Consider the following 14,311-nt stretch of genomic DNA (forward strand, 5'->3'; position numbering starts at 1 on the left):
TATTGGATTTACTTTTTATCGTTAAGTAATACTTATTATTAATTATTATACTAATTTAAACTGCTACGGAGATTTTTTATATATCAACTAATATATATTGATTTTTTTTTAATCAGCAGTATGATAGGATTAACCATGATTTCTAGAATCAAAGCATGGTCCGACCAAATAAAAAGCGAGCCCCAAGCTCGCTTTTTATTTTTGCTAATCGTCATCCTTATTCAGCTTACAATCTAGCACTTTGCAGATTAAGTGACCAACTACATCTGCTACGATTGTAGCTATGATTTCTAGAATCGTACGCACAGTCTCACCTCCCTTCATGCTATGAAGGTGGATAACGACGTTAATACTATACCTTATATTATTTATTATTTACATAAACATAGTTAAAAACTTTGTCTAAAATACTCTTACCTCTCAAATTCCCTAATCTCTGCCAAAAATATGTCCCCGTATTGGAGGAGTTTTTTGTCTCCTACTCCCTTGATCATTAGCATTTCGTCTTCTGTCCTTGGTTTTTTCTGGGACATTTCTTTAAGGCTTGCATCGGAAAATATTATGAAGGGTGGTATATTTCTCATTCTTGCCATATCTAGCCTTACTTCTTTCAGGTGTTTGAAGAGCTTTTCGTCATAGCTTAGGTTTTCATCGAAGCCGTCTTTTCTTACCCTTTCCTCTTCCTTTCTGATATTGACTAGGACTTTAACCTGACCGAAAAGGACGTCCTTGGATTTTTCTGTAAGCTTAAGGATAGGATAAGTTGTGCCAGAGACCTTGATATAGCCGTCTGCTGTGAGAGTTCCTATCAAGTCTTTGATGTAGGTCTTGGATTTATCTTTCATAATTCCATAGGTTGATATTTTACTTAGTTCTTTCTCCCTAGCGTTTTTATTCTTTGAACCCATGAGGCAATCCACCACAGTAGACGTTCCATATCTTTGATCTAGGCGATAGATACAAGATAAAATCTTCTGGCTATCTACAGTCGCATCCTCTTTTTCTATCTCTGATAGGCAATTGGTGCAGGCTCCACATTCATCCGCCGCATCTTGGCCGAAATAGTTAAGTATATATTGTCTTAGACAGGCTGTGGTATTTACGTAATTAATTATGGTCTGGAGCTTTTCTAGCTGGATTCTCTTGTAGATTGGATTAGTTCCCATATTTATAAGGTGCTTGTTTATGATTATATCCTGACCTGAGTAAAGGAGGATGCAGGTCGCCTCCTCTCCATCACGTCCTGCCCTGCCTGCTTCTTGGTAGTAGGATTCCATGTCCTTGGGCATGTTGTAGTGGATTACGTATCTTACATTAGACTTATCAATCCCCATACCGAAGGCATTGGTTGCAACAATTATCTTATCCTCGTCATAGATAAAGGCATCCTGGCTCTTTTTTCTCTCGCTTTCAGTCATTCCAGCATGATACTTACAACAATCATAACCCATAGACTTGAGCTTCTTGTGGATGGCGTCGACCTTCTTCCTTGTAGAAGCATAGATTATACCAGAGTCTTCTTCGTGCTCACTTAAGAAGTCCTTGAGGTAGTTTATTTTCTTCTTTGGTTTTTCTACTAGAAAAAGGAGATTCTTCCTATCAAAGCCTGTGACTTTAACGAAAGGATCTTCCAGTTCTAAGTTATTTATTATATCATCCCTTACTTCCTTGGTTGCAGTGGCAGTAAAGGCAGTGATTTGGACCTTGCCGACAGTTTCGTAAAGCTTTGGTATTAGCTTGTAGGAAGGCCTAAAATCATGGCCCCATTGGGAAATACAGTGGGCTTCATCTACTGCTACAAAGGAAATTGTAAGGTCTTTTAGAAAGTCTATGAAAAAGTCATTTTCAAGTCTTTCTGGTGATATGTAGACGAGCTTTACCGCACCTGACTTTATATCAGATAGACTTTTCTTATAATCCTCAAGGCTTAGGGAAGAATTGATAAGAGTCGCGGCGATTCCATTTTCTCTAAGAGCATCAACCTGGTCTTTCATTAGAGAAATCAAGGGAGATATGACAAGGCTGATTCCATCCATCATAAGGGCTGGAAGCTGGTAGCAAATAGACTTACCCCCACCAGTAGGAAGGACACCTAAGACATCCCTACCAGCGAGAATTTCCTTTATAATCTCCTCCTGGCCCTCTCTAAAAGAATCATATCCAAAATATTTTTTCAAATTTCTAATCTCTTCTGTCATAAACTCCTCTGTTTCTAGTTTTTTTGATACTTATTCATAAATATAAATACGGCAAGATAATGCCTAGTTAATGATGATTTTACAATAGCTTTGTAATTTTATCTCAATTGACTATAGCCTATTAAGTTACTTATTGAATCCCTACTTTGCTTTCTCATATCCTTTGTATTCGCATCCTAAATTTTCCTAAAGAGATTCCTCCACTACGGTCTATATTCCCTTCCCCCTTATATCGAGCGTAGCCGAGATATCTCCAGTGAGATCCCTCCACTTCGGTCGGGATAAGGGGGAGACCTGAAGTCGAGAGAATGGCTAGGAGAAATGTCAGTAATCCCTTTCCCTTATATCGAGCGGAGTCGAGATATCTATTATATGTCCATTCCTCTCTCGCCATCTCGGCAGAGCTTCCACAGGGAAGCGACGAGAGGTCTACAGAACCTTGGGACGTGTTTGATTTGAGTTTTACTTAGTTATGTAGTCTCGTAGATAACTTTATCTATTCTATTTACGTGTCATCGTAGACTAGAGACCTCTCGTCGCTTCGCTCTGTCGAGGTGGCGGTTAATTGTAAACTTTAAAGCAATTATATTTTTATTTTCACTCGTGAGGCTTCTCCACTCACTAAGTTCGGTCGAAACAAGATTGCCTTCCTGTTGGGCCACTGCTTGTCTGAAAGACAAATAGTGTAGTGAATTGATGGCAGGTGCCGGACAGTCGGGCGTAACCTAGATATCTCGTGAGGTCCCTCCACTTCGGTCGGGACTAGGGTAGGAAAGCTAACATCGCCTTTACCTAAGGGTCAATCCACATCAAGTGAGAATCTTCTAATGAACCCAAGCAATAATTCTGATCGAGTAGGAGCTAACATGTAGCCCCTCTCACACCACTGTACGTGCCGTTCGGCATACAGCGGTTTAATTCAAATAATAATCCAAACAACTTTGAAGTCCTCGCTTTGTGAGGATTTCTTTGTTTATATGATGTAGTCCTGTGGTTTTGGCAACCGCTTGATAGTGGTCTCCAAATCCTACTGACTGTTTTGCCATCCACATCGGAACTCCTAACTTTCGAAGTCCCCATAGACGTTTCCCACTTGTCTTCCACTGCTTCCATATGACTATTCTCATTCTTGTTCTAAGTCGTTCATCTATCTTTCTAAGGGCCGTCTTCATATCTCCTAGTCTAAAATAGTTTATCCACCCTCTAATTACTTGGTTCAGTCTGTTGATTCTATAGGTCATTGGTACTGACCAACTCCTCTTTGTCAACTGTTTCAACTTTCTTTGAAACCTTCGGATTGATTCTTTGTGTGGTCTTGCTTTCCATCCTGCTTTGTCTTTCCAAAAACCATATCCTAAATATTTTAGTTTTCTTGGTTTTGTAACTTTGGATTTTGTTGCATTTACCTTTAGTCCTAGTTTCTTTTCTATCCACTTTGTTACTGTTGCCATTACTCTGTTAGCTGCTGCGCTACTTCCTACGGCTATTATGCAGTCGTCTGCATATCTTACAAAGTGTAGTCCTCTTGCTTCTAGTTCTTTGTCTAATTCGTTTAGCATTATGTTACTTAGAAGGGGCGATAGATTTCCTCCTTGTGGTGTTCCCTTGGGTGTTTTCTCATAATTTCCTTTTATCATTACTCCCGCATTAAGATATTTCCTAATTAGGGATTCTGTGTCTGGGTCATTTATGAGGTTATGAACCAAGGTCATGAGTTTGTCTTGTGGGACGTTATCAAAGAATTTCTCTAGGTCTATGTCTACAATATAGGTGTATCCGTCGTTAAAGTATTCAAGCAGTTTCACTATCGCTTGTTGTGCTTTGCGTTTTGGTCTAAAACCGTAACTATTATCACTAAAGTGTGGTTCTGCTATTGGTGTTAGAACTTGTGCAATTGCTTGTTCTATTACTCTGTCTACTACTGTTGGTATTCCTAGATTGCGTACACCTCCATTTGGTTTTGGTATTTCTACCCTTCTGACCGGTTTTGGTTTATACTTTCTTCTTCGAATTTTGTCTCCAATTTCTACCCAGTTGTTTTTGAGATATTGGTCTATTTCTTCGGTGGATATTCCATCTATTCCTCCTGCTCCTTTGTTTGCTTTCACTTTGTTTAGTGCTGCAAACATGTTTTCTCTACTGAGTATTTGTTCTAGCAGTTCTGACATTTGGATTGTCTCCTTTCTTTGTTATACTCTGTATCCTCTTACTCCTAGCTCCTGTGAAAATTTTCCGCCGTTACGTCTTTGGTACGATTTTCTCGTCGGATATGGATACAGACTTTTGCAAGTCCATTTGACTTTGAATTATTCAGCCCTTCGCTCCACCTCTATTACAAAGGCTTCAATACTACTATGGCTTTTGCTGACTTCTCACTATTCGTTGTTACTACTTATTCGCTAGTGAGACCTCACGGGATAAGCCACCAATCTTTCCTTGTCTACCTGCCTAATCTACTTGCATGGTTTACGGTTGCCTTTTGAACTTCACGACTTTTAGTCCGCTTGTCCACCCTGCAAGCCTTAGTATTAGGTTTCTGTTCGTCAGGCTACAATTTTGCTATCCCTTCTTCTCGCCTGCATCTCACGATGCAAACCTTGGGAATTACTATGAGGTTCGCTGGCAACTACGCCCTTAGTGGACTTTCACCACAGATTGATGACATGCCCGTCATACTAAAAAAAATAATTAAGCCCTAAGCCTAATTATTTTCTTCTTCTGTATCTACACCCTCGTCCTCCGAGCTTTCCTCTTCTTGTGTATTTTCAGTATCTTCTGTATCGGAATCACTTGTTTCTTCTTTTTCTGACTTCTCTTCTTCTGATTCTTCTTCGCTGTCTTTTCCACCTTCTTCTTCATCTTCTGTCGAAGTTTTGCTCTCATTGGTGATGTATTCTTCCTTATCTACAGTTGCTCCCTCGCCTCGGTTAAAGATTATATCTCCTATTTTTGTTCTCATGGAGATCTTGTACTTGCCGTCGTTTTCGCTGGAGTAGCCATCCTTGATATTTCTATAGGATATGTTTCCTAGGACGAAGTTTCCTACTGATAGCTTGGCGTTTACATTGTAGTTATCGATTGTCTTATCAGCTTCTACTATTATGTCCCCTGTTTGGGTGATGAAGTCTAGTCTATTTCCGAGAGTTGAGTCTACTATGTTGATATTTCCTGTAGTTGTTTCAAGCTTGGTATTATTAATCTCAGCCTTGTTTAGGTTGATTGAACCAGATCCGTTTGAGATTGCCCCTTGGAAGTAGGCATTATCTACGCTTACATTTCCGCTATCAAGTCTTAGGTCGAAGTTTTTGACTTCAAGGTCTGTGATTTTGACATCACCTGCAGTAATTTTCCCCTTAATCTCATCAAGACCGCCTTCCATTGGTAGGAAGATTCTAACTATTGGAATTTTATCCTTCATATAAAGTTCCTTGCCGACAACCTTATTCTTAAGTTTTAGCTCTCCTTCGTTAAAGCTTACCTCCATATCGTAGGAGTTTTCCTCTCCCCTATAAAGGACCGTATATTCGACATAAGGGTTGGTATTAGATCTTTGGATTCTCACGTCACATGTACCTAGGTCGAAGTTTATGGTCTTGATCTTGTTTAGATCTACACGCATAATCCTAGATTGATTGTAGGAATTGTCGTCGATTTCTGTAGTTGTAGCTAGCTTGTTTGAGATAGGATTTCTCCTACTTGTGCCAAAATATATGGCAAGGGCAAGGACAAGAACTAGTCCAACTATAGCTATTATTTTCTTTTTAGAAAATCCCAAGATATTTTGTCTTTTTTTGTCAGTTTTTTGTGTATTTCTTCTATTCTTTCCCATTATTTGCTCCGATAATGTTTTGTTTTACAATAAGTCCTGTAGTAAATATTAGGAGTAGCCCCACGAAGTATATGTCATTTGCTCCCAAGAAAGGTTTAAGGAATGCGAGAAATATATCATCGAGCGTCTCTCCTCTTATATATTGTATCATAAAGGCCAGACTAATTACATTATAAATCGCAAGTAGTAAGTAGAATATATGTTTGGATACAAATAAGCCTTCCCTATTTATGAAGATAGAATCCAGATATACAAAAAGGATTGTAACTATAAGATAGTAAATGCCCATTCCTTCTTTCAGGTAATATCCGCATCCTATAAGGAAAGCGAAAAGACTTATGGCCTTTATTTCATTTAAAGTTTTTTCTTTCAAAATTCTACCCTCCGCAAGTATAGGCCCTGGGCTCCCAAGGCGGGATTTGCTCTTGTCTCATTATCCTTATCGAAAAACTTCCTGTAATCATCAAGGCTAAGCCTTCCTCGGCTAAGTTCTATGAGAGATCCTACCATAATCCTTACTTGGTTGTGAAGAAAGGATTCTCCCTTAAAATAAATAGCAAGGTCGTCTCCTTCTTCCTCGAAGTAGGCCTCATCGATTTTCCTTACCGTATTTATCTTAAGCTTCTTATCTTCTCTCATAAATAGTCTAAAGTCATGCTCGCCTTCGAGGATCTTAAGACCTTGATCTAATCTCTTTAGGTCTAAGGGATAGGATATTTCTTCCTTGTAGTTCCTAAAGACTGGATGCATTAGCCTTCCTCTGTAGATCACATACTTATAAAGCTTGGATTTACAGGAAAATCTCGCATGAAAGTCTAGACTAACTTCCTTCGAAGAAAGAGCCAAGATATCATTTGGTAGATGAGGCTGGATATGGAAGCTAAAGGCCTTGGGACTTATATTAGATGCTGTAAGGAAGTTTACGAAGTGGCTTCTGGCGTGAACTCCACTATCGGTCCTACCACAAGATACAAGCCTATTATCCTCTCCCGTAACCTTCCTTATAGCATTTCTCAACTCTTCTTCAACACTTCTCTCATCCTTTTGGTATTGAAAGCCTGCGAAGTTCGTCCCATCGTAGGCTGTTTCTAGAAGTACATTTCTAATCATAGGAAGTGAAGGACGATTACTAGTATGCAAAATATAGTAAAGATGGATATAGCTAGCCAATCCACCCTTCCCATATTAATCTCATTAAGCTTAGTCCTCTCGTGTCCTATCCTATACATCCTCGCCTCCATTGCTGTAGCTAGGTCATCACTTCTTTTGAAGGAATTGATAAATAGTGGGACTAGAAGAGGGATCATGCTCACGGCTCTATTGATAATATTTCCAGATTCGAAGTCCGCTCCCCTTGCCATTTGGGCCATCCTTATCTTTTGCGCCTCATCAAATAGGGTTGGGATAAAGCGGAGGGATATGGAAATCATCATAGCAAGCTCCCCTGCTGGAAAGCCGAATTTCTTAAGGGGTGAGAAGAGCTTTTCGAGTCCATAGGTTAGCTCCATTGGGCTTGTGGTGTAGGTTAGAACAGAGGTCGATAGGATTATTAAGATAAGTCTTAGGACTGTAAAGCCTGTCCTATATATTCCTTCTTCTGTTACTGATACAGGTCCGATTTCAAAAATCGTCCTTCCAGGCGTTGTGATTAGATTGATAAGTCCTGTAATAATTATGATAAATATCACAGGCTTTAGTGACTTAAGGACGCTCTTTATTGGAATCTTTGCCACTGCTAGCATAGCGATTAATAAAATCACAAAGGGTATATAGCCGTAGAAGTCATCTACAAAAAATATTGTTATTATATATAAAAATACTCCCACGATCTTTACCCTAGGATCTAACCTGTGGATAAAGGTATCGAAAGGAAGATATTGTCCTATGCTAATGTTTGCCATCTTTTCCTCCTAGAACTCTCTTAAGCTCAGAAATGGCATCGTCTACTGTGTAGATATCATCTCTAACTTGCGGATTTTTCTCCTTGTAGGCTCTCATAAACTTAGTTATCTGTGGCACGTCAAGACCAATACTACTTAGTTCTGCCTGGGTGAAGGTATCGTAGGTTGACTTATCTGAGTAGACTTCTCCCTTATTCATCACGATTACCCTATCTACATACTCTGCCACATCCTCCATGGAGTGACTTACAAGTACAATAGAAAGCTCTGGATCGGCCTCGTAGAGGGAGATGATCTCTTCAAATATCTCATCACGACCAACTGGGTCAAGGCCTGCTGTAAGTTCGTCTAGGACAAGGACCTTGGGATTCATGGAAAGAATTCCCGCAACGGCAACCCTTCTTTGTTGACCTCCAGAAAGCTCGAAGGGAGACTTATCCTTGTAGGTCTCGTAGTCTAGGCCGACTTTTGCCATAGCAGCCCTTACACGCCCATCGATTTCTTCTTCACTTAGACCCATGTTCTTAGGACCAAAGGCAATGTCCTTGGCTATGGTCTCTTCGAAGAGTTGGTTTTCCGGATATTGGAAGACTAGACCTACCTTGAATCTAGCATCTTTTCTTTTTTTCTTATCTTTTGAGTTGATTCCATCTATTATGCAATCGCCATTTGTTGGAATGAGTAGGCCGTTTAGGAGTTGTACTAGGGTAGACTTACCAGAGCCCGTTTGGCCAATAAGGCCTACGATTTCGTGAGAGTTGATCTCTAGATTGATATCCTTAAGGGCATATACTTCTGAAGGAAGACCAGCGTTATAGATGTAATCAACATTTTTTAGTTCAATTTTCATATAAGTTCTAAAAACTCCTCGATATTTAGGGGAAGTTCGTTCATTTCTATTCCCTCATTTCTAAGAGCGAAGGCAACTTCTGTAACTTGAGGAACAGCAAGGCCTAGCTTTTTCATCTGGTCTACCTTGGAGAAGACTTCTCTTGCAGTCCCTTCCAAGGCCTTCTTTCCACCATCTAGGACTACAATCTTATCTGCAAGGACTGCCTCTTCCATATAGTGGGTGATATAGATTATGGTCTTGCCATAGTTTTTGTTAAGGTCTTTAACAAGATTTATAACATCTTTCCTACCCCTTGGATCTAGCATGGCTGTTGGCTCATCAAAGATTATATAATCTGATAGCATGGCTATAACTCCAGCTATGGATACTCTTTGCTTTTGCCCTCCAGAAAGATTGGAAGGATTTCTCCTCTTATAGTCTGTCATTCCCACAAGATCAATTGCCGAATCAACCCTCTCCCTAAGTTCTGGATTAGGGACAGCTAGGTTTTCAGGACCGAAGGCAACCTCTTCTTCTACAGTTGTGGCTACCATTTGGTTATCTGGATTTTGGAAGACCATGGAGCATTTCTCTCTGATATCCCAAATCCTATCTTCATCCTTGCTATTTAAATCATCCACCCAAATATCTCCTGATGTAGGAAATATCTGAGCGTTTAAGAGCTTGCCTAGGGTAGACTTACCTGACCCATTGTGGCCGAGGATAGCTACGAAGTCTCCCTTTTCAATTTCTATAGACACATCATCCAGTGCCTTTTTTTCTTCTTCGTCTTCTCCTGTTGGATAGACATAGGTTAAATTCTCTATCTTTATCATTTTTCGTCCTAGTAGGCCATAGCAGGTGAGTTGTTTGTGCTTGACTCATAGACTATGACTGGTGTATGGATTTCTACGTTATCAAATATTGTTTTGGCAACATGAGGTGGGAGGTTTAAGCAACCGTGACTTCCGTTTGAGAAATATATTCCTCCACCAAAGGCACCTCCCCTCCATGGAGCATCGTGGAAGCCTTCGCCATCCCAGCCTATTGGCATCCAATAATCAACTGGTGTCTTGTAAGGCTCTCCTGTAAAGTCGACTCCTTCAAGCTTAGCATTAGGCACTTTAGATAGGATTGATCCAACTCCGACATTAGTCTCCCATCCTGGTGATGTAAGTCCTGTTACAAGTGGACTTTCTATTATTAGCTCACCATTTTTATAAAACCAGAGGTATTGACGGGAGATGTCTACTTCTATATAGGTGTTTCCTATATCTGTCCCATCGGCTGTTCTTTCGTAGCCGTATCTTTCATAGACAGGTTCGATTTCTCCACTTTTTCTCTCATTGAAAAGCTTAAGGACTTCATCAGCAGTTGCTGTTTGGTCAAGTACATATCCATAGACGCCAGGATTTACTGTAATCTCACCGACTCCTGTCGCATTAAACTTTCTTTCAGTCCCGTAAGTATCTGTCTTATCGGCAACTTCTGCCATAAAGGCAAGTAGCTTATCATAGTCAAGCTCGAAGACCTTGCCCTTTTGGATAAGCATATCTACAAGCTCATCTCCCTTAAGTCCTATATCAAAACCAGTAAAGTTAAACTTGATATTCATAGCTTCGATCTTTTTGGCATCTTCCTTAAGTTCGTTAAGCTCCTTAGAATCTGAAAGGACTTCTGGATTTTGATAGTCTTCATCAGTAAGCTCAATATCCTCGTGGTCAGAATTAATAGCCTTAACTATTTTATCTTTAACATCTGTATAGTCGAGTTTATTACCCATCACTGCATCTTTTACATCAAATGAACCATCGTGAAATACAAGGCTTGCATCTTCTGGCTCTGTCACATTAGTAAAAAGTGGAGATTCCTTTAAAAGTTCATCGAGCTTATCCTCATCATATTTTATATTATAATCAAATTCTAGATCATCTCTCTTGCCATTTACAAGATAAATTGGCCAAGCAAAGGGATTTTGGTCGATGGATGCGTTTTGAGGAATCTTCGCATCGTAGGCAATATCCTTAGAATTTAGGACAAAGTTTCTATCATCTCTTCCCTTAACTTCTAGCTTAAAATCATCTCCAGCAGCTTCTAAGGCGGATCCCCTTGAAGCAAATGAAACACTCTTTCCATTTATATAGGTATTTGGTAGGGTTATAAAAGAAAATATAACAGTAACTATCAAATAAATACCAACTATTCCTAGTACAACAAGAGGCCAGGTCTTGTTGTTTTTCTTATTGTCTGTAATAATATCCTCCTAATTCTTTGGCCTTTGGCCAAAATACTGGTAGTAGTCCACCTTCTCACCACCATTATAAAGCTTTCTCTTTTTGGAAAGCTTCCTTCTAAAGTTTCTATCAAACTTTTCATCAGCTGTTACAAAATACAAGGACCAGGTATCAAGCTTCATAAACTTATTATTTATCTTCTTGTAAATATCATCTAGGTCCGTATCCGATAATCTCATCCCATAGGGTGGATTGGCTATCAATACACCATAGTCATCCTTAGATACCGCAACAGATCCTACATCTCTTGTGACAAAGGCTATGTCTTCCTCAACACCTGCGTTAAGGGCGTTGTTTTTGGCAAGACTAATTGCCCTAGATGAAATATCAGATCCTAGTATATGAAGCTTAGTAGAATAATCGATCCTTCCCAAGGCTTCTTTCTTTTCATCCTCGTAGATAGATTTGTCCATAAAGACGAAATGCCTAAAGTCGAAGTCCCTATCTATACCTGGGGCAATGTTACGAGCCTTTCTCGCTGCCTCGATTAGGATGGTCCCTGATCCACAGAAGGGATCAAGGAGGAACCTATCAGGATTATAGAAAGAAAGATCTACTAGGGCTGCTGCAAGATTTTCCCTAAGGGGAGCCTTTACAGAATCCTCCCTATAGCCTCTCTTGTGAAGCCCATCGCCTGATGTATCGATGGTAACTGTAGCGATATTTCTATTAAGCATGACTTCAATTCCTACCCTCTCCCCTGATTTAGGGAAGGTCGAAATCTTAAATTTTTTCCTCAAAGAATCGATAATTGCCTTTTCGCTAATAGATTGAATCGACCTTAAGGCAAAAAGCTTTGACTTATAGGTCCTGGCATTTACTATAAAGTTACTTTCCTTTCTTAGATAATCAGTCCAGTTGATTCTTTTGATATTATCAAAAAGTTCATCAAAAGAAGTCGCTTTAAACTCATCTAAGACAAGATAGACCCTATCGGCACATCTAAGATTAATATTTAGTTTTCCTATGTCAGAAAGTTCGCCTGAAAGAGTAATCATCCCATCGCTAACAGAAAAATCCTCAAAGCCTAAATCAATAAGCTCCCTCTTAACTAGAGCCTCCAAGCCAAAACTTGTTGTAATTATAATTTTTTCCATGCTTATATTATAACAGATTTTAACTATTTTTCATCTTTATTTCAATCTTTTATAGAAAATATAAAATCTATTATTTCTTTTGATAAAGAGGGATTTGATAGACCTTGATGGAAATTATAAATTACATATATGGATGGGAATTATTAGGCTAAGTGAATAGAAGATTAAGGAAGCGATATTCCTGCCTATTAGAGGATTTTTGAGATGTCTCAAATAAGAGAGGGGGGGGAAAGCTTGACATATATTATTAAAAAACTAACCTAATTACTTTAACTCTGTTTTATCAATAGATTTTCTAGGAAATAGAAATCCTTTAATATATAAGGGCCAGACTGTTGACAAAAGGACAAAATCCAAAAGGAAGCGTTCCATTCGGAAGAAATTTTAAGAAATTCAAATCGAAATAATACGCCCGTAAATCGCACTGTTCGAGCCTTAGCGAGTTTGCGATTTACAGTATTATGAGATTTAGAATTTCTAAATTTCTGTAGTTGGATAAGCGTTTTTGGATTTTGTCTACACTCTGATCCTTTAATATATAAGGACTATTTTGAACAAAGTCCGGTCTATAGATATATTTCTACCTAAAGATTATTCTTTCCACAAAAAAGGCGGTGGTAGAATTTAATCTACTTCATCGCCTAAGTTCTTATATTTAGTCCTTGATCATTGGATCATGGCCTGTGTTGTCTGGGTCTACTGCAAGGTCTGTATCGTAGTCTTCTGCCCTGCCTTTTATTTCTATTTCTATGGCTTCTTCCACAGCTCTTAGGATATTTTCATAACCTGTACACCTACACATATTTCCTGCAAGAAGTCTCCTTAGCTCAGCTCTTTCGTATCTTTTTCCTCTTGCTACGATTTCTGTTGCTGTTACTATAAAGCCTGGTGTACAGAAGCCGCATTGGACTGCTGCTTGGTCGATGAAGGCTTGTTGGATGATTGAGATCGAACCATCATCAGCTACTAGACCCTCTGTTGTCCAGATATCTTTTCCTTCAGCCCAGATTGCAAGATATAGGCAAGAGTCTACGCTTTCTCCGTCTATTAGGACAGAACATGCTCCACATTCTCCTACTTCACAACCCTTTTTTACAGAAGTTAAACCGAAGTCGTTTCTTAGAAAGTCTGTTAAGCTTGCCCTTACATCGACCATTTTTTCTACAGGGATTCCATTAATAGTACATTTCACCCTCTTGTAGTTAGGCTTTTGATAGCTTAGTTTGACTCTTTGTGGAGCAAATGGACCGTATTCTCTAGAGTGTTTAGTCTTCATCGTCTTCTCCTTTGTATTCTTCTAGGCTTTCTTTTAGGTTTCTCCTACATATTTCATAAAGGACTTGGGTACGGAGGGCCTTGCTCGCTCTCCATGAGTCTCTTGGGGAAAGTTCTTCTAAGGCAAGTTTGGCGAAGGCTGTGATATTTTCATCATCAAGTTTTTTTCCTATAAATTCTTCCTCAGCCTTGTAGACTCTTACAGGAACTGTTGATGCTACCCCGTAACAAGCCTTGATTTTTTCGATTTTCCCCTCGCAATCGACCTTTACCATAGTCGCACAGGAGCTTGTCGCTATATCCATGGCGTTTCTCATAGCGTACTTGAAGTATTTACCAGAATAGCCCTCGTAGTTTTCTTTCTTTATAGTAAAGCTTTTGACAAATTCATTTGGCTTTAGGTCAACCTGGCCCAGACCTATATAGAAGTCTGTAATTGGCATTGTTCTTTCGCCATCTGCACTTACTATATTTACACTGGCATCCAGACAAAATAGCATTGGGGCGGAGTCAGCTGAAGGAGCAGCGTTACACACATTTCCCCCGATTGTCGCAGCATTTCTTAGCTGTGGGCCTCCTGCTGTAAGGACGGCCTTTCCTAATTGGTCTATGTTTTCTTTTATAATTGGATTGTCTGCTATGTGGGTAAAGGTCGCCATAGCTCCTATTTCTATAGATCCTTCTTCATCTATTGATATTTGACTTAATTCATCTATAAGATGGATTGATAAGAGTTTTGGTGATTCGATAGATCCTTCTCTTAGCTTGACTAAAACATCTGTCCCACCTGCTATGATTTTAAGTTCAGGATCTTCTTTTAATAAGTTCGTAGCTTCTTCTATGGAGTAAGCTTCTTTTATTTCTTTGATATCGTACATTTATCCC

The 14,311-nt window shown here is 39.3% G+C and carries 12 protein-coding genes; all 12 read right to left on the reverse strand.

What is annotated here, in order from left to right; genetic code table 11:
• Positions 1 to 413: 413 nt before the first annotated feature.
• Positions 414 to 2,198: a DNA helicase RecQ gene (recQ, locus tag C7D97_RS05340; protein ID WP_105301065.1), complete on the reverse strand. Its 1,785-nt coding sequence runs from the start codon at positions 2,196 to 2,198 to the stop codon at positions 414 to 416.
• A 914-nt stretch (positions 2,199 to 3,112) separates the two neighbouring features.
• The gene (gene ltrA, locus C7D97_RS05350) at positions 3,113 to 4,366 is read right to left on the reverse strand and encodes a group II intron reverse transcriptase/maturase (RefSeq protein ID WP_105301067.1); all 1,254 of its coding nucleotides are present in this window, start codon (positions 4,364 to 4,366) and stop codon (positions 3,113 to 3,115) included.
• A gap of 533 nt (positions 4,367 to 4,899) precedes the next feature.
• Positions 4,900 to 6,027 carry a DUF4097 family beta strand repeat-containing protein gene (locus C7D97_RS05355; protein WP_105301068.1) on the reverse strand — a complete coding sequence of 376 codons (1,128 nt, stop codon included), beginning with the start codon at positions 6,025 to 6,027 and terminating at the stop codon, positions 4,900 to 4,902.
• Positions 6,014 to 6,400 (reverse strand): hypothetical protein, encoded by a 387-nt coding sequence (locus C7D97_RS05360; protein WP_105301069.1) that lies wholly within the window; start codon positions 6,398 to 6,400, stop codon positions 6,014 to 6,016. The genes C7D97_RS05355 and C7D97_RS05360 overlap by 14 nt, the downstream gene beginning before the upstream one ends.
• The gene (gene truA, locus C7D97_RS05365; protein WP_105301070.1) at positions 6,397 to 7,137 is read right to left on the reverse strand and encodes a tRNA pseudouridine(38-40) synthase TruA; all 741 of its coding nucleotides are present in this window, start codon (positions 7,135 to 7,137) and stop codon (positions 6,397 to 6,399) included. Before truA ends, C7D97_RS05360 begins: the two co-directional genes overlap by 4 nt.
• Positions 7,134 to 7,928: an energy-coupling factor transporter transmembrane component T family protein gene (locus tag C7D97_RS05370; protein WP_105301071.1), complete on the reverse strand. Its 795-nt coding sequence runs from the start codon at positions 7,926 to 7,928 to the stop codon at positions 7,134 to 7,136. Before C7D97_RS05370 ends, truA begins: the two co-directional genes overlap by 4 nt.
• A complete protein-coding gene (locus tag C7D97_RS05375) occupies positions 7,915 to 8,778 on the reverse strand; it encodes an energy-coupling factor transporter ATPase (protein WP_105301072.1) in 864 nt (287 codons plus the stop codon). Before C7D97_RS05375 ends, C7D97_RS05370 begins: the two co-directional genes overlap by 14 nt.
• Positions 8,775 to 9,596: an energy-coupling factor transporter ATPase gene (locus C7D97_RS05380; RefSeq protein WP_105301073.1), complete on the reverse strand. Its 822-nt coding sequence runs from the start codon at positions 9,594 to 9,596 to the stop codon at positions 8,775 to 8,777. Before C7D97_RS05380 ends, C7D97_RS05375 begins: the two co-directional genes overlap by 4 nt.
• Positions 9,597 to 9,604: 8 nt before the next feature.
• Positions 9,605 to 10,948 carry a L,D-transpeptidase family protein gene (locus C7D97_RS05385; protein WP_240308889.1) on the reverse strand — a complete coding sequence of 448 codons (1,344 nt, stop codon included), beginning with the start codon at positions 10,946 to 10,948 and terminating at the stop codon, positions 9,605 to 9,607.
• 75 nt (positions 10,949 to 11,023) lie between these two features.
• Positions 11,024 to 12,151, reverse strand: a complete 1,128-nt coding sequence (locus tag C7D97_RS05390) for a THUMP domain-containing class I SAM-dependent RNA methyltransferase (protein ID WP_105301075.1) — start codon at positions 12,149 to 12,151, stop codon at positions 11,024 to 11,026.
• A 655-nt stretch (positions 12,152 to 12,806) separates the two neighbouring features.
• Positions 12,807 to 13,427, reverse strand: coding sequence for a xanthine dehydrogenase subunit XdhC (gene xdhC / locus C7D97_RS05395; RefSeq protein WP_105301076.1), 621 nt, complete (start codon positions 13,425 to 13,427; stop codon positions 12,807 to 12,809).
• Entirely contained in the window at positions 13,417 to 14,304 is an 888-nt protein-coding gene (gene xdhB / locus C7D97_RS05400) for a xanthine dehydrogenase FAD-binding subunit XdhB (RefSeq protein ID WP_105301077.1), read from the reverse strand. The genes xdhC and xdhB overlap by 11 nt, the downstream gene beginning before the upstream one ends.
• Between the last annotated feature and the right edge of the window lie 7 nt (positions 14,305 to 14,311).

It is taken from the genome of Anaerococcus marasmi (assembly GCF_900290195.1).
Classification (GTDB): domain Bacteria; phylum Bacillota; class Clostridia; order Tissierellales; family Peptoniphilaceae; genus Anaerococcus; species Anaerococcus marasmi.